We start from the raw sequence: 16,648 nt of genomic DNA on the forward strand, positions 1-16,648 counted from the left end.
CAAAAGATCGCCCAACTTCATACCAAAGTCAATTAGGAGGAAAAACCTAAACTTTCGCCTCTTCTTTCACTAACTTATCCCAACCCAAATCTTTCAAATTATTATTCCGGCGCAAAGGACGAGTTACTAATTCCAAAATATCCCTCGCATTAGTAAAACCGTGAATTTGAGCGAAAGTAAATTCAACCGACCACTTAGTATTAATTCCCCTAGCTTCCAAAGGATTAGCATGAGCCATACCAGTGATTACTAAATCTGGATTCAACTCATAAATTCGTTGAATTTGATTATAATTATCTGGCTTTTCCACAATTCTTGGTAGAGTCACACCCATTTCCTGACAAGTTTTTTCTAACATTGCCAACTCAGCGGCTTGATAACGCTTATCCATGTAAGGAATGCCGATTTCAGGACAAGTCATGCCGCAGCGAATTAAGAAACGAGCTAAAGAAATTTCCAGCAAATTATCGCCCATGAAAAAGACAGATTTGCCGCGAATTAACTTAATATAATCTTCCAAATTTTCCCAAACTTGTTGTTCTCTTTCTGCCAAACCTTTTGGCTCAATTCCAAATACCGAACAAATCTTTTCAATCCAAGCACGAGAACCATCGGGACCGATCGGAAATGGCGCACCAATTAACTTACACTTGCGACGACGCATTAAAGTAGTAGCAGTGCGACTTAAGAAAGGATTGACACCAGCGACATAATACCCTTCTTCCAAAACTGGTAATTCAGTAAATCTTTTTGCTGGCAACCAACCGGAAACTTTAATGCCTTGCTTCTTCAATTCTAAAGTTAACTGTGTGACAACTGGATCGGGCAAAGAACCGAACAAAACTAAAGGCGGATGATCGACATATTCTGATTCTTCGGCTTGCACTTCTTCTTTCTTTTTACCGAAGTTTAGGAGTTTAGCGATCGCATTTCGCTCACTCTTCTCCGCTTCCACCACTGGAGCTTTATCAGGACAACGAGCCGCCATTGCAGCTAATACCGTATCTTCCCCTTGAGTGAAAGCGTAATCCAAACCGTTAGCGCGTGCAACTACGATCGGAATTCCAATTTCCGATTCCAACTTCGGAGCCAAACCTTCCAAATCCATTTTGATAATTTCTGTCGTGCAAGTGCCGATCCAAACAATTACACTAGGATTGCGATCGCGCTTAATTTGCACGCACAGCCGCTTCAACTCCTCATAATCATTTAATTGTGCCGAAATATCCCCTTCTTCCAACTCTGCCATTGCGTAGCGAGGCTCAGCAAAAATCATCACCCCCATCGCATTTTGCAGAAAATAGCCACAAGTCTTAGTTCCAATTACCAAAAAGAAACTATCCTCAATTTTCTGGTATAACCAAGCCACACAGCTAATCGGACAAAAAGTATGGTAATTCCCAGTTTCGCAATCAAAATTAAGCCCTTCAGGTTGAGCCACAGTCATAATAACCTCTATCCTTCAAGTTGTGCCAAGTAGAAATCGGTGTGGACAGGGCGACAAAGGGAGTTTTGAGTTTTGAGTTTTGAGTTTTGAGTTGAAGAGAAAGTTTTGAGTTTTGAACTTTTCTTGCCCCTCTGCCCCTCTGCCCCTCTGCTCCTGGAGCCCCTCTGCCTTGGAGCCTTCTGCCTTTTTAAAGAGCGAAACTTGAGCAAGACTGGGAAATTACCCCAGCTTAACTATTTCCACTCATCATCATCTAAGCCGTTTTGATTTGGATCGGCAAAAGGATCGAAATCTAAACCACCAAAGGCATCTTCGTCATCGTCAGACTCTTTCTCTGTATTAGAGCCAAAGTCATCGAGAGAGAGATCGCCAAAGTCTGCCAGAGACTCCTCACTTAACTCTTCAGTTTCACTACCCCAGACATTTGTTAATCCGCTAAAGTCGGAATCTGAATCGTCGCTGAGTTCTTCTGTTTCAGTGGTGTCACCAAAGGCATCTAGCGAGATATCAGCAAAGCCTTCGTCGCTGTCATCATCGCTCAGTTCTGTCAAAGACTCATCAGCAGTAAAATCATCATCGATCGCAATATCATCCAACGCATCCGCGCTTGCTTGCTCCACAGCCAGATTCGATTCATCTCCCAAATCATCGAGATCCATCGATTCGAGTCCGCTTTCATCTTCCTCGATCGCTGTGGCGACTGCGAATACCCCTGCGCCAACTGCTGCTGCACCAACTGCGGCAATACCGAGTACTGCTGCATTAGAACCTGATTCTTCTTCTTCTGAGTCTGAGAAGTCGGACAAATCATCTAATTCCGATTCTGCTGCCTCTTGGGTTACAGCAGGTTTTGCAGCAGATGGCGCTGTAGGTGCAGCTTTCATCGGTGGACGTTTCCCCAAAGCTACATCCGGGTCAAAATTCAACTCCAAAACCTCAATCAGAGAATCTGGATCGGAGTTGAGCTTGGAAAACGGTAACATCAACTGGGCCAATTTTGGCTCCAGTGCATTCAGAACCCCCAGGATGAGGTAAGAAGAAGGTCGCCGACCCCCATCTGGTGTTTTAACATTTTCTACTTCCATTTGTAGAGCCAGCCAAGAATGATTTAGCTGGTAGTATTGCAGCCATTTTTGTTTTAAAGCTGATGTGAAGTCATCAAAAAAAGCCACTGATCTTCTCCCTCATCCTGATAACTAGACATTTCTAAACCATCATTAAGTCTAGTTCTTCTTCTTCCGTCTTGATCTGTGGTTTTGTCGGATTCAGGTAAAAATCTGATAACAGAGCGAACAAATCCCTGTCTGGAGAGTCATTTGGCACTACTCCTTCAGGACGAGCCAAAATTTGATCGGCAATGTTCAGGTAATAATCACACACATAATTTAACGAAGGGTCTTTCTCAGCCATTTCAAACAGAGTTTTGCCCTTGACGCGAGAAACCCGAATATCTTCAATTAAAGGCAGCACTTCCAACACTGGCATCGGCACTGCTTCGATGTACTTTTCAATCAAGTCCCGCTTAGAAGTCCGATTGCCGATTAATCCCGCAAGGCGCAAAGGGTGAGTCCGAGCTTTTTCCCTTACAGATGCAGCGATCCGATTAGCGGCAAACAAAGCATCAAAACCATTATCTGTAACGATCATGCAGTAATCTGCATAATTGAGCGGGGCGGCAAAACCACCACACACCACGTCACCGAGAACATCAAACAAAATTACATCGTATTCGTCAAAGGCGTTCAGTTCCTTGAGTAGCTTCACTGTTTCACCTACAACGTAACCGCCACATCCAGCACCAGCAGGAGGCCCACCAGCTTCTACGCAGTCAACGCCACCGTAGCCTTTATAAATTACATCTTCAGGCCAAACGTCTTCGTAGTGGTAGTCTTTGGCTTGCAGTGTATCGATGATTGTGGGAATTAAAAAGCCTGTGAGAGTAAAGGTGCTGTCATGTTTCGGATCGCAACCAATTTGCAGGACTTTTTTCCCCCGTTTGGCAAGGGCTACGGAGATATTACAACTTGTTGTTGATTTGCCGATTCCGCCTTTTCCGTAAACTGCAAGTTTCACGATCGTCTTCTCCTTAAATGGTGCTTTATCAAAGTCCCGGTATTTTATTCGCTGCTCTCTCGAGTGCTGTTTATCTCTTTGACTGCATTATTGTCTAACTTTTCCAGGAAATAAAGGGGCTGCAAATTCAAATTGCTACGTAAAAGCGCTTATTTGAATTTATTATCTCACTAATCTCTCTTTTGTCAAGACAGATGCTTACTTAATCCTGAAAAAAACCTTATTTAAAATTTTATGCTTTTAAATCTATTATTTAGGTACAAAACACAAAAACAAAATAACCCTCGAACTCAAATCTTGCAGAGCTTGGAGGTAGAACCTCCAAGGTTTCGTTCCCTGGTTGAACCTGGGAACGAGAGACAGGAGAAAATGAACCGCAGAGGCACAGAGGACACAGAGGAAAGACGGAGAAGATATCGGGGGTAACTAACCCGGATTTGGTATTATTTCAGTCTCACAAAGAGAAGATCGAGGGGAGCGAACAGATCTGGAAGCAGAGGAGGTAGAACCTCCTTCATCTCGTCATCTCGTTCATCTCGTTCCCAGGTTCAACCAGGGAACGAAAAACCGAGGCTCTGCCTCTTGGTGCCAAATCTGAAGTGAACAGGTGTAATTTGGTTGGGAAGTGGTGAGCGATCGCAAATTCCAGCCTTTGAGCAAAATGTTCTGGATTTTCGTAAATTCTTATTAAGATATTTCAGCAAGCGGAACAGGACAATGGCGTTAAAAAGTAAATTGGGCGCGTAAGTTGCCGACAAATACTGTGGGATTGTTATCGAAATTGTTGGCATTAAAAATGGCGTAAAATGCCGGAACTAGGGCAATATTGTTGTTAATTGGGTAATAGTACGATGCCTCTAACTCGTACTGAGTTCCGCCATTTCCTGCGCCAGATAACAGGAAGCGAGTTCCAGAGAGATAATCGTAGGGGATTAAAAATGACAACACGCCCAAAGCGCCTTTTTTACCTACGTCAGGAAAGCCTAGCCCTGCCTGAATGGATTGTACTCGCACTTCACCGCCCTCTCTAGCCGGGTTTTTCGGGTTAATGTCGGTAATGCCGTAGGAGTAACGCCCGAAGATGCCAAAGTTTTTGGTGATTAACCAATCGAAGTTGGCAACAAAGGTATCTGCACCAGAGTCTCTGACTTGTCCACCAAATCCATCATCAGCATAACCGTAAGGTAACGGTTCCCCTGCTGCACCTCCGATAAAACCGTTGTAAGCTTTGAGACTGGAACGTGCATAAATTAGCCGGAGGTTGAAGTTGGAACTGGGAGAAAAGGCTAATTGAGCAGAGATGGTATTGCTACTATTAAACAAGCCGTCTCCGGGGTTGCTGGATGTATTAAAACCTGCTATTGGATTGAGAAATTCCGTATTTTCTGCCAAATAAGCGACAGTGAATTGAAATTTAGTACTGGGAGTCCAAATAAAGACGGCACCGGAACCGCGATCGATCGCATTAAGCAAAGTACTACCATTAGACTGATAGCTGGTAGCTCCTCTGAGGAAGAATGTAAAACGGTTGGCATCAAAGTAGCGATAGTAGTTGATTCTCGGACCGATCGCAACTCGAACTTTGTCACCAATGGGAAACTGATAAAACAGTTCGCGAACGGCAACGCTGTTAGGTGAAAGCACACCTGTTTGATCTAAAAAAGGTGTACCCCAAGAGTTGAAAAAACCAGCGGATACAAATTGATTTGCTGGAGAGTTACCGTTACCTGCGACGAGTTGGGTAACTAACAAATCCTTTCCGGTGAACGAGGTATTAAAGTTCAGAAAAACGTAGTAACTGAGGGTAATTTGAGGATTGTCTCTTTGTACGCGAGTCGGGCGGTTGTTGGCATCACGTTGGGGTGGGGCGAAAGCGCTGTTGGGTGCTCTGAGCGATCGCTCTGCGGTGACTTTATCCCCAGCATAAGCTCCAGTTAAATTAAACCATACATTTCCGGTTAGCTTGGTAGTTGTAGAAAACTGTTGGCTTTCTAAAGCCTCTGTGCGTGCTTCCAACGCTTCCACTCGTCCTCGCAATGAGGCTAACTCAGTGGCAAACTCTTCTTGCAATCGTCTAATTGCGTCTAAATCTTCCCGACTGATACCTTGAGGTAAAGCAGCAATTAACTCTTGAATTCGATCTAAACAACTATTTAAACCTGCGGCGAACTCATAACGAGTCATCGCCCGATTACCACGATAAGTTCTGTCAGGATAACCTTCAATACAACCATAACGCTCTACCAAGGACTGTAACGCCTGAAATGCCCAATCTGTCGGCTGCACATCCCTTAGCTGAGAAACTGATGTTACTTGTTCGGTGTCAGTTTCCAACTCATTCTCTAATCCATAGTTGTCTAACTCCTCTTGTGTCAGATCGATCGCAGATGCCTGAACAGTAGAAACAGAAAACAATACCCCAGTTGAGATTGAAGCGACAAGAAGCGCTGTCTTTAAAAGCACAAAATTCACAATGAATCCTCACACTCACACCAAAACAGGATGCAAACTACCTAACAAAGTTCACGATTACCTTGCCATGCTTGCGATAGATGATTTAGTTGCAGTATACGGTATACTAAAAAAATCGAGCGTTTTGTATCGTCAGAGACGGAAGTTTGATGAGAGTTTGGACTTAAATTACTAAGCGCAAATTGGATTTATGTTCAACTAATCAAGACTTTGCTGGCGCTCAAAGCGCTGGTTTAATTGAGGAGTTCCATAACTATGTTTAAGTACTTACCCAAGAGGTTTAGTGCCCTAGTTTTATCGTTGATGTTGTTTCTGGGCACCTTGATGGGGTACGCCAAGGTAGCTCAAGCAGCTGAATTTTCGGAAGTTTTGCAACTTGGCGATCGCACATCTTTCGCGTTACTAGCAGAAGCAGTGGAAGCTCCCACGCTAACAGAAGAAGCCAAAGAAGCTGCTAAAGAGGAAGCGAAGAAGTTAGAGGAGGAAAAAGAGGCAGCAGAAAAGGCAGCTAAAGAAAAATTGAAGGCAGAAAAGAAAGCGGCTAAGGCTGAAGCCAAGCGGTTGAAGAAGCTGAAGGAGGAAGAGGAAGAAGCCGCTAAAGCAGAGGCAAAGAAAGCTAAAAAAGCCGCTAAAGCCGAAGCGAAAAAAGCCAAAGAAGCTGCGAAAGCGGAAGCGAAAAAAGCTAAAGAAGTCGAAGAAGCCAAAGCAGAAGTAGAAGCTAGTTCTTAGAATTTGTTGAATCCACTAATTGATGATGCACTAAAGCGTTTGCACCTGAGAAAAAGCTATGACTGTAGTTCCACAGCGTAATTATACATTTCATCTGAGTGCTTTTCTGATCGGCGATCGCCCTGCTGGGTTCTTGCTGAGTTGGGTAGCAGGATTCGTTGATACCTCGGCTTTTATCATTTTGTTTGGCATTTTCACCGCTCATGTGACAGGCAATATTGCTCTGGCTGGTTCATCTTTTGTCAGTTCCGACACCGAAACAACCATTACTCGCCTGTTGATGCTACCCACATTTATGCTGACAGTTGCACTCACTTCCTTACTGGCGAGGTATGCTCGACATAAGAAATGGTCGGTTTTTGCCGTGCTGCTGACAGCGGAAGCGATCGCCTTAACCGTTTTTTTAGTAGTTGGCATGAGTTTATCACCTGCATTGCTGTTAGATGTGCAGGAAGAATACATTTTGCCGATCGGAATGTCAGGTGTGGTAGCAATGGCAATCCAAAATGCCTTGATGAAAGAGTCACACGGGGTATTTAAAAGTTACATTCCTACCACAGTGATGACAGGGAATACAACGCAACTGACGATCGATATTGTGCAGTTCTTGAGTGCGAAATTTTCCTCAGCTGAATCAGCAAAAAAAGAAGCCGCAGAAGCTTGGGAAAGAATGAGCCGATTTATTCCGGTGATTGTAGGCTTTGCGCTTGGTGGATTAGGTGCAGCGTTTTTCGTCTTGGTGTCAGAATCTTGGTGGAGTTTAATCTTTCCCCTAATAATTATCTCAGTTTTGGCGATCGCAGCTTATGTAGAACACGCTCGTAAGTCTTCGATCGCCTAATAGGGGAGCAGGGGAGCAGGGGGGCAGGGGAGCAGGGGAGCAATTTTTTCTGTTTCCAAATCAAGTAATTTAGTTTGAAACTTGTCTGATTATTTGTTAGTTACTCGGAAGAAAATAGCGATGAAACGTTTGTTAGTGTCAATAATTGTCGGTGCGATCGTATTCCTAAATCTCATCGTAGCCAGTCCAGCTAATGCCAGTCCGAGTAATATGCTGGGAATGCCAAATTTCTACCTTGCAGATACATCGGCTCCATTAACTAAAGATTTTATAACACAACTGGAAACAGAGATTATACCCCAGTTGGAAAAGATATTTACCCCCGAACAAAAGGAGCAGTTCCAAACAGAAATTGCTAATGGTAAAACTTTTCGTAAAGCGTTTAAATCGCTGACGCTGACTTTAGATCAGAAAATGCAGCTAAAAACCTTGCTCAAGTCAGTTTCCAAAAAAGATGCTTTTGCTTCTTTAACACCAGAGCAGAAAAAGCAAATATTCTTGAAGAAGAAAGAAATGATGATGCCAACTACCGAGGAAATTACTGACAAAATTACTGCTGGATTCAAAGGCAAAGGAACTGATTTACCAGAGGGAGTTAAGGAGAAAATCGAGGCTGGCATTAAAAAGAAAGAAGCCTTTATGCCAACTCCAGAAACTATTGGCGAAAAAATCAAGGCTGGCAAAAAAGAAGATTAGTTACTGCATTGTTGTGAAACACTTTAAGAATAATTCAATCGTTTGTTGACTGAAAACTGATGAATAGCGACTCTATTATTTTGAAATCTCTGATTGCTTTCTCTCACCCATTGTTGATGTTGGGAACACTAGCAGGTGCATTTTATGCACTGTACTTAGGTTGGCAAGTAAGACGAACTCGTACTGCTGACAAAGATGTAAAAAAGGAACTAATCAAGGGAAAATTCAACCAAAGACACTTTCAATTTGCTTCGATTTTGCTTGCCCTTTGGATTGTAGGTGGTATTGGTGGTATGGCAGCAACCTACACCCTTTTCCATAAGCTATTTGTTAGTCCGCACCTACTTTTAGGATTATCCTCGATCGCTGTAGTAGCGATCGCAGCTGCATTTGCACCTTTAATGCAACAAGGGCAAGAGTGGGCGAGAATTGCACATATTACGATCGCCACTACCATGATTGGCTTAGTTCTAGCCCAAACCTACACAGGTCTGCAAATTGTCCAGAAACTTGTCAACGACATACTGGGGTAGGGATTGGGGACTGGGGACTGGGGATTGGGGACTGGGAAAGTTTTGAGTTTTGAGTTTTGAGTTTTGAGTTAATTAATATTCTCCTTGTCCCCTTGTCCCCCCATCTCCCCAATCCCCAATCCCCAATCCCCAATCCCCAATCCCCAGTCCCCAGTCCCCAGTCCCCAATCCCCAGTCCCTAAAACCAAAGGAAAATGCCGAAACCTCCGATCGAACGAATCTTTTATAGCACTTTGGTGACGGAACATATTGTTCCGAAGGGGAAAGATGTTGTCTTTCAGAGGTGGCATAACTCTGTGATTCAGGTGGCAAAAAAGCAGGTGGGATTTGTGCGATCGGATCGCTGTCCACCTTTACCCTGTAAAGATGATGTGGTCAAATGGTATACGATTATCCATTTCGATTCGCCAGCACATTTGCATGATTGGATTAAGTCTGACGATCGCAAACGACTATTAGAAGCTGGACAAGAAATCTTTCGCGCCTATCGTTTTAAATCCTTTACCACTGGGTTAGAAGGTTGGTTTTCTCAAAGTTCTGGTTCTGAGGAAAATAATTTAGAACCTCCACCTTGGAAGCAAATTTTATCGGTGGTATTGGGGTTGTATCCAATCATTATGCTGCAATCGCGATTGTTTACAAATCTCGGCATTATGCAATCTTGGTCGCTTGCTAGTTCAATGTTGATCAATAATTTGATTACATCCTCAATTTTAACTTTGGCAGTTATGCCAATAATTTCTCGAATGTTCAGTTTTTGGTTGCGCCCTAGCTATCGGCGTTATTCTTGGAAAACGGAGATTTGGGGATTAACAATTGTTATCGCAGCAATGGGATGTATGGTGGTTTTCTTTAATCAATTTTGAGGAGTTTTCATGGATGCTTTAATGGAGTCGATCGATCCCCAAGTTGTGTTACTCGTTGGTGCGATCGCAGTTTCACTACTACTATTGCGGCTACTCTTGCGCGTGCTCAATGTGGGTTTAGGAACAATTTTAACTATTGTGGCGATCGTTCTAGTGCTGCAATATGTTTTCGGCATTAGTCCCAAACAATTATGGTTTGAAATCAGTCATTTGCCGCAATATTTCGCCCGATTAATTAAAGGTTTTATTTGAAGGAATCTTATGCTTAAACGGTTAAAATTAATCTTTACTTGCTTGCTAGTTTTGGGAATTTCGTTAACTTTCTCTATTCCTGCACAAGCGGGAGGTAAGAAAGCTCTGGAATTTGAGGCGGCGAGTGGCACAATTGAAGTTGCAGCTATTTACGAAACCTCATTTCCTGCTCAGAAAAGTCTGGGAAAATCTCTAAAAATCAGTAATAAGCTGATGAAAAAAGCCGCTGGATTTAAGGGTTCTTCGATGTTTCAAAGTCAAGATGGTAAACAGACGATCGCCTTTTCTCAATGGCAAGATTTAGCCAGCTATCAAGCTTACACCCCTGCGCCAACTACTACCTCGACTTCTGCATCTACACCCCCTGCACCAACTCGCACTTTAATTTTTGAAGTTGTCTCTGTTCAGACAGGAATTAACGGCGCTACTCCAGCATTGCGAGGGAAAGAAGCTGTGGTTCAATTTACTCAGTTTACGGCGAAGAATCCTGATGAGCGATCGCAAATTCTCTCCCAAGTTCAAGAAATGATTCCCGCACTGCTTCAAAAGCAACCTATTCCTCAATCTGTTCTTCTTCTCAAAGGTGTAGAAAACGAACAAATTGCCCTTCTGACTAACTGGAATTGTAGTGCTTTGTTCCCGGATTTGGGTGAGCCTGTGGCGATCGAACCTAGCAGCGATTTAGTTGCTTTAGCAGACAACGAACAGCACCTTTATAACGTTGTCAATATTATCCCAGCTGAGGTGAAAGAGGAGGATTAATTGCGATCGATCTGTAGCTATGCTGTAGAGACGTTGTATACAACGTCTCTACATTCTACGTAAACCCTTTCTTTTTATAGTTTTATAAACCGCTCCAGACACAGAGGACACAGAGAAAAGAGGGAGAAGATATTAGTTATTCTTTAAGGGAATGTCCAGTGGCAGTAATGGTTTGTTTAATTGACTCTTCAGAAGCAACGGGTTTATTAGAATCAGATGAATCTACAGTAACGGTTTTGGATTCTACATCTACTTCTACCTTGGCAGTGGGATCTACTGTGGCAATAGCATCAGTCAGTTTTTGTGCTTCTTGCGAATTGGTAAGAGTGGGAACGTTTAATTTCAAAGACATAGATAGATTTCAATTCCTTCCTAATAACAAAAAGTTTTTCTTAACATTAGAGATGGATTGGGAGTGTGGCATCTATCATTAGGAATTAGTCATTGGGAAGAAAAAAAACTAGATTTGTTGTTAATTCCTCGTTAGAGGCTTTTTTGCCACAAAAGCGACATGGGCATGAGGTAAAGCAAACTGACCGTAGCAATCGTGAATATAAGCGAGGTCTTCTTTATACCATTTATTCATCCGTAACTTCTCGCCAGTGTTATAATGAAATTATAAAATGTAGCGTAAGGCACAGAAAAAGATTCGGACATACAATCGTAATTCGTTAATTGCGATGTATGGTGACAGGTTTGGATGTGCCTCCTGCAATGCAAATTGAGGAGGTTCAACCATGAAATTCTTAAACCATAGTTCAACAAATGGCTCTGGGTGGGAAGTTTATAAACAACTCGAACTGATTCCAGAGTCCGCTTCTAATCCTGTAGAGCGCCCTAATCATTTTGCTTCTGGGCTAAATTTGCTCTGGCGACCTTTACTTGGTCTACTCATTGATGAGTTAGTTGAGGAGCAACGAGTCGAATATCTCGATCGCTGTTGGTCATTAAACGAATTTGGTGAAGGAGAAAAGTCTCCCTCTAATTCACTACAGCGATTCTGGGTGTTAATAAATTAACAGTTCTTAGATGTTCTTAGATCCCCGACTTCTTCAAGAAGTCGGGGATCTTTTTGCGGAAGTAAATTTAATGTAACTCAGAGTACAAAATCAATGCTTTTAATGGTATACCGTATACGAAAGTTTGGCTTCATAGTTCCAAAAAATAAGGGAAAGTACAGCCCGAAAGTTCTGGAAACTGAAGTATGTCAGTAAATAGCGAAGCTGGCACCAGCTGCGTGTGAGATGAAGCCATCTATTAAGCACAATCAAGCTTGATTACAGAGAGGCAGTCCTCTCCATATAAATAACCCCTTCTTTCTGTTCCTTGTGTACTAATAGGAGAAGTCATGGCAAAGTTCGACGAAGTGTCGATTGAGGGCATAGGGCAAGAAGCACCCATAGAGCAAGTAGCTACGAGTAGCAAATTGATTTATGGTCTGGACGATCGTCCACCAGTACCGGAAGCGATTTTTGTTGCGATTCAGCACGTACTAGCAGCATTTGTAGGAATTATTACCCCTCCGTTGATCATCGGCACCACAATTGGGCTTCCGCCTACAGAAACTATCTATATCATTAGTATGTCGTTGTTTGTTTCTGGATTAGCAACCTTTCTCCAAGTCAAACGGTTTGGTGTGGTAGGGTCTGGTTTACTTAGCCTTCAGGGTACTAGTTTTGCCTTTTTAGGCTCGATCATTGGCGTGGGAACGGCGATCACCCAAGCTGGTGGGACTCCCCAAGATGCCCTAGCCAGAATTTTTGGAGTTTGCTTTGTTGGGGCATTTGTGCAAATTTTCTTTAGTCGCTTTTTGCACCTTGCTGGCCGGATCATTACTCCAGTTGTTTCTGGAACGGTAGTGATGATTATTGGCTTGAGCCTAATTAAAACAGGCATGATCAGCATGGCGGGAGGAATTGCCGCACAGAAAAATGGCACCTTTGGTAGTACACAAAATCTGCTTTTATCCGGTTTGGTACTGGGTACGATTATCATAATGAATGCAACAGGCAATCGTTATTTGAGAATGGGTGCGATCGGCATTGGCTTACTCGTGGGCTACATTGTCTCAATATTCCTGGGGTTAGTAGACTTCAGCATCTTTAGCCAACTGCCAGTAATCACTCTCCCCTTGCCTTTGCGCTACGGTATGAGTTTTGATTTTATTTCCTTTATTCCATTTGTGCTGCTTTACATTCTCACTTCAATAGAAACTATTGGCGACCTGACAGCAACTTCATCTATTACCGGACAACCCGTAGAAGGTAGCCTTTTCATGCGACGTATCAAAGGCGGCATTTTGGGGGATGGCATAAATTGTTTAGTAGCAGCATTGTTCAACACTTTTCCAGTCACCACATTTAGCCAAAACAATGGTGTCATCCAAATGACAGGTGTTGGCAGCCGCTATGTGGGATTTTTCATTGCTGGAATTTTATCACTTCTGGGTTTAGTTCCGATTGTGGCTGGTCTGTTTCAATCCTTGCCGCAGCCTGTACTTGGGGGAGCAACAGTGGTAATGTTTGGTGCGATCGCTGTAGCTGGGATTGATATTGTCTCTTCCGTAGAAATTGGTCGTCGTGATTTAATGATCATTGCAGTTTCCCTGGCGTTGGGCTTGGGCGTAGTCTACGTTCCCGAAATTTTTACCAATAAACCTGCCTTATTCCAAAATCTTTTTTCCTCTGCTACTGCCACTGGCGGACTGTCTGCTGTTCTTTTAAATTGGTTGTTGCCCAGAAGTATGGAGCGTTAGTAGCTTCATTACTCTACTCGCCAACTACGTCAGGAAACGTACTGTGCAAAACTTATTTGTTAGTAATTTGTAGGTTTAGGGTTAGCCCTAGTTGATTAGCGTCTGCTTGACCTGTCACTGGGGCTAGTTTTATGGGTTGGATTTGGGAAAAGTCTTTTGCTGAGGGTTTTCTTGTATTGTTCATCCCCACAAAAGCCAATGGCTTCGAGTCGAGCGTAAATCTCTAATAGTTTTTACATGAAAAAACAAAATTTTCTGTGTCAAAAATTACAAATACTTGGTGAGTACTGTAAATAAATATTATGTAGTGATGACATTACCTGTAGTATTAAGATTAGAATCGCTAAAATTTTGCTTGCAACAAATTAAGGAGTAGGTGTTTGTCCCGGTTTCCTAAATCACTTCAGCGAAATCAGCCGTTGAAGGAACAAGCTTATCAATCACTACGAAAGATGATTTTGTCGGGTGAGTTAGCTCCTGGTCAACGGTTGGTTGAAGCGCAACTGGCTAGAGATTTACAGGTTAGCCGCACGCCTATTCGAGAAGCATTGGCGCAATTGCTGCGAGAATCATTGGTAATGACCGATGGAGATCAAGGATTAAAAGTAGCAATTTTCTCTGCGGAAGATGCAGCACAACTGTATGAGTGTCGGATTGCTTTGGAGCGGGTTTCCGTGACCGCAGCTTGTGACAATGTAACGGCTGCTCAACTGCGAAAACTGCAACGTTTATTACAGAAATCGGAGAAGTTAACAGATACGAAGCCTTCACCACTGTTAAACTTTCAACTGCTGGATTTAGATTATCAATTTCATCGTCTGATTGCGGAAATGTCTGGTAACTTGTGGCTGCAAGGAATGTTAGACCAGATTTTTGACAAAATGATGCTGTTGAGAATCCAAACGATACAGCAGAATCAGAGCGTGTTAGATATTCGGACCGAACATCTTTATATATATGAAGCGATCGCCCAACGCAACTCAGAAGTAGCTGTAGAAGCTGCGATCGGTCATCTCCAAGCTGCTAAAGATCGGGTAGTTCAAGAATTACAAATCATTCTCTCGGACACAGCAACCTAGATTTAGAAGGGGTTAGGGGTTAGGGGAGTGAGAGAGTTTTGAGTTTTGAGTTTTGAGTTAATAAACTTCCCCAGTCCCCAGTCCCCAGTCCCCAGTCCCCAGTCCCCACACTACTCATGTCGCCACAGCTTAATGGTGCGATCGTCACTACCAGAGGCTAAAATTTTGCCATCGGGACTAAAGGCGAGAGAGCGAACTTGGGCGGAATGACCGCTGAGAGTGCGGAGTAGTTTACCTTGCTCGACTTGCCAAATTTTGATGGTATTATCGCCACTATCACAGGCGATCGTTTCGCCGTTGGGACTGTAGGCGATCGACCAAACAGAGCCGGAACTACTTGTCAGAGTATTGAGTAATTTTCCGCTACTCAACTGCCAGAGTTTAATGGTGTTATCGCCACTGATACTGGCTAAAAGTTCGCCATCGGGACTGAGTGCGATCGCCCAAATTGAGCCAGAATGACCATTAAGAGTATTTATTAATCTACCGCTATAGAGATCCCAAATTTTGATTGTATTATCCCAACTTGCACTAGCGAGGGTTTTTCCATCTGGAGTAATGACGATCGATTCTACAAAGTCCGAATGTCCGGTTAAAGTATTGAGTAATTTACCAGTACTCACCTGCCACAATTTAATATTTCCATCACCACTACCACTAACCAAAACTTCGCCATTAGGAGTAAAAGCTAAGGTAAAAATAGTTACAGAATGCCCTGTGAGAGTGCGAATTAAATTACCATTACCCAATTGCCACAATTTAATAGTGCAATCAGCACTACCAGAAGCTAAGATTTTGCCATCTGGACTAATTGCTAGACAAGCAACTGTATCTGAGTGGGCGTTAATTGTAGAAATTAGTCTACCATTACCTGATTTCCAAAGTTTAATAGTTTTATCAGCACTACCACTTACCAACATCAGTGCATTAGGGCTAAAATTAAGACAAGTAACGGTATCTGAATGTTCTACTAAATTGCTCACACATCGCCAATTACGGATCGGGATTGTGGTTCCTGAATTAGGCGGGATAACAGTTTTTCTCCAACCTTCAGTGTACAATTCTTTAAGTACTTCTGTTGCCGATTGATAGCGTTTTTTTAAGGAATCTTTGAGCAGTTTATCTAAAACTTGATAAAGCTGATCGCTAACATCTGCACCCAAACGCCGCAAATAATCTCGCCATACCCAACCGCCTTCAATGGGATTATAAAGTTCATCAAGAGCAGCTTGGGTTAATAGTTGAATGCAAACAATACCTAAACTATAAAGGTCGCTAGCAGGATAGATTCTGCCACCGCGCAACTGTTCTAAAGGTGCGTATCCTTCGGTAGCGTAATTAAACCGAATCGGGGTGAGTTTGTTATCAGTTAACTGTCGGGAAATGCCAAAATCGATGAGGATGTGTTTGCGATCGTTCTTTCTCCTAATAATATTCGTCAGTTTAATATCTCGATGAATTGCCTGACGATTATGCACAAATTGCAACACAGGTAAAATATCATGTAACAATTCACGAATTTGTTGTTCGTTGTAAGCACCCTGTTCTTGCAATAGCTGGGATAAATCCTGCCCTTCGACATATTGATTAACCAAATATAGGCGTTTATCCTCTTCAAAATAAGCATAGAGCGCGGGAACTTGGGGATGTTGTTCCCCCAAATGTAGTAATTGTCGCGCCTCCTGTTCAAACATTTGGGTAGTTTTCGCCATTGCCGAGTTATTGTTTTGAATTTGCGGTAACGGCAAAAATTGCTTGATGACGCACTGAGAGTTTAACCTGTCTGTATCTTCAGCCAAAAAGCTCCTACTAAAAGCCCCTTCACCAATTGGGCGAACGGCTCTGTAGCGTTTTCTCAGAAACAACTCCGATCCACAAGTGGGACAAGTCTTTGCTTCATCGCGGTTTTGGGGCTTTTTACAGAAAGGGTTGAGGCAATAGCTCATACCTGATAAGAATTAAGCGGCTTGAAATAATGGTAATGCCTACTAGGATAGTTGCGAACAGCACTTGGATGTTTTTTTGAGGGAATTTTTTAGTTTTAGGCAAGAGGGAACTCCTGAACAGGGCATGGGGAACATAAGGTGTACCAGGAATAAAGGGAAATTTTCGGAATAAGTTGATATAATTGCTAATTAATAAA

Annotated in this window: 16 protein-coding genes; 10 read left to right on the plus strand and 6 right to left on the minus strand. The window is 42.8% G+C overall.

The window, feature by feature from the left end:
* Nucleotides 1-46 precede the first annotated feature (46 nt).
* The 4 genes from ACE1CI_RS18705 to ACE1CI_RS18720 form a co-directional block, all read right to left on the minus strand.
* Complete coding sequence (locus tag ACE1CI_RS18705) at nt 47-1,447, minus strand: ferredoxin:protochlorophyllide reductase (ATP-dependent) subunit N (protein WP_413263023.1); 1,401 nt, start codon at nt 1,445-1,447, stop codon at nt 47-49.
* A 233-nt stretch (nt 1,448-1,680) separates the two neighbouring features.
* Nucleotides 1,681-2,619 carry a DUF5331 domain-containing protein gene (locus ACE1CI_RS18710; RefSeq protein WP_413263024.1) on the minus strand — a complete coding sequence of 313 codons (939 nt, stop codon included), beginning with the start codon at nt 2,617-2,619 and terminating at the stop codon, nt 1,681-1,683.
* A 34-nt stretch (nt 2,620-2,653) separates the two neighbouring features.
* A complete protein-coding gene (gene bchL, locus ACE1CI_RS18715; RefSeq protein WP_413263025.1) occupies nt 2,654-3,520 on the minus strand; it encodes a ferredoxin:protochlorophyllide reductase (ATP-dependent) iron-sulfur ATP-binding protein in 867 nt (288 codons plus the stop codon).
* A 723-nt stretch (nt 3,521-4,243) separates the two neighbouring features.
* A complete protein-coding gene (locus ACE1CI_RS18720; protein ID WP_413263026.1) occupies nt 4,244-5,992 on the minus strand; it encodes an iron uptake porin in 1,749 nt (582 codons plus the stop codon).
* A gap of 255 nt (nt 5,993-6,247) precedes the next feature.
* Here ACE1CI_RS18720 and ACE1CI_RS18725 point away from each other — a divergent pair, with 255 nt between their 5' ends.
* The 7 genes from ACE1CI_RS18725 to ACE1CI_RS18755 all read left to right on the plus strand — a co-directional run bounded on the left by ACE1CI_RS18725 (nt 6,248) and on the right by ACE1CI_RS18755 (nt 10,671).
* Complete coding sequence (locus tag ACE1CI_RS18725; RefSeq protein ID WP_413263027.1) at nt 6,248-6,721, plus strand: hypothetical protein; 474 nt, start codon at nt 6,248-6,250, stop codon at nt 6,719-6,721.
* Between the two features lie 58 nt (nt 6,722-6,779).
* Nucleotides 6,780-7,562, plus strand: coding sequence for a YoaK family protein (locus ACE1CI_RS18730; RefSeq protein ID WP_413263028.1), 783 nt, complete (start codon nt 6,780-6,782; stop codon nt 7,560-7,562).
* A gap of 120 nt (nt 7,563-7,682) precedes the next feature.
* Nucleotides 7,683-8,258, plus strand: coding sequence for a hypothetical protein (locus ACE1CI_RS18735; RefSeq protein WP_413263029.1), 576 nt, complete (start codon nt 7,683-7,685; stop codon nt 8,256-8,258).
* 59 nt (nt 8,259-8,317) lie between these two features.
* Nucleotides 8,318-8,791, plus strand: coding sequence for a DUF4079 domain-containing protein (locus tag ACE1CI_RS18740; protein ID WP_413263030.1), 474 nt, complete (start codon nt 8,318-8,320; stop codon nt 8,789-8,791).
* 194 nt (nt 8,792-8,985) lie between these two features.
* Nucleotides 8,986-9,657, plus strand: coding sequence for a putative antibiotic biosynthesis monooxygenase (locus tag ACE1CI_RS18745; RefSeq protein WP_413263031.1), 672 nt, complete (start codon nt 8,986-8,988; stop codon nt 9,655-9,657).
* A 9-nt stretch (nt 9,658-9,666) separates the two neighbouring features.
* Nucleotides 9,667-9,909 carry a hypothetical protein gene (locus tag ACE1CI_RS18750; RefSeq protein ID WP_413263032.1) on the plus strand — a complete coding sequence of 81 codons (243 nt, stop codon included), beginning with the start codon at nt 9,667-9,669 and terminating at the stop codon, nt 9,907-9,909.
* Nucleotides 9,910-9,918: 9 nt separating this feature from the next.
* The gene (locus ACE1CI_RS18755) at nt 9,919-10,671 is read left to right on the plus strand and encodes a hypothetical protein (protein WP_413263033.1); all 753 of its coding nucleotides are present in this window, start codon (nt 9,919-9,921) and stop codon (nt 10,669-10,671) included.
* 136 nt (nt 10,672-10,807) lie between these two features.
* On the opposite strand, the gene ACE1CI_RS18760 is transcribed toward ACE1CI_RS18755, so the two are convergent.
* Nucleotides 10,808-11,023: a heavy-metal-associated domain-containing protein gene (locus tag ACE1CI_RS18760; protein WP_496615563.1), complete on the minus strand. Its 216-nt coding sequence runs from the start codon at nt 11,021-11,023 to the stop codon at nt 10,808-10,810.
* 385 nt (nt 11,024-11,408) lie between these two features.
* On the opposite strand from ACE1CI_RS18760, the gene ACE1CI_RS18765 reads away from it, so the two are divergent.
* The 3 genes from ACE1CI_RS18765 to ACE1CI_RS18775 all read left to right on the plus strand — a co-directional run bounded on the left by ACE1CI_RS18765 (nt 11,409) and on the right by ACE1CI_RS18775 (nt 14,505).
* Complete coding sequence (locus ACE1CI_RS18765) at nt 11,409-11,690, plus strand: hypothetical protein (RefSeq protein ID WP_413263035.1); 282 nt, start codon at nt 11,409-11,411, stop codon at nt 11,688-11,690.
* A 329-nt stretch (nt 11,691-12,019) separates the two neighbouring features.
* Nucleotides 12,020-13,426, plus strand: a complete 1,407-nt coding sequence (locus tag ACE1CI_RS18770; protein ID WP_413263036.1) for a uracil-xanthine permease family protein — start codon at nt 12,020-12,022, stop codon at nt 13,424-13,426.
* Between the two features lie 380 nt (nt 13,427-13,806).
* Entirely contained in the window at nt 13,807-14,505 is a 699-nt protein-coding gene (locus tag ACE1CI_RS18775) for a GntR family transcriptional regulator (protein WP_413263037.1), read from the plus strand.
* A gap of 110 nt (nt 14,506-14,615) precedes the next feature.
* Here the strand turns inward: ACE1CI_RS18775 and ACE1CI_RS18780 are convergent, their stop codons facing one another.
* Complete coding sequence (locus tag ACE1CI_RS18780) at nt 14,616-16,451, minus strand: WD40 domain-containing protein (protein ID WP_413263038.1); 1,836 nt, start codon at nt 16,449-16,451, stop codon at nt 14,616-14,618.
* Nucleotides 16,452-16,648: the final 197 nt, after the last annotated feature.

The sequence above is a fragment of the Floridaenema flaviceps BLCC-F50 genome (genome assembly GCF_041929275.2).
Classification (GTDB): domain Bacteria; phylum Cyanobacteriota; class Cyanobacteriia; order Cyanobacteriales; family Aerosakkonemataceae; genus Floridanema; species Floridanema flaviceps.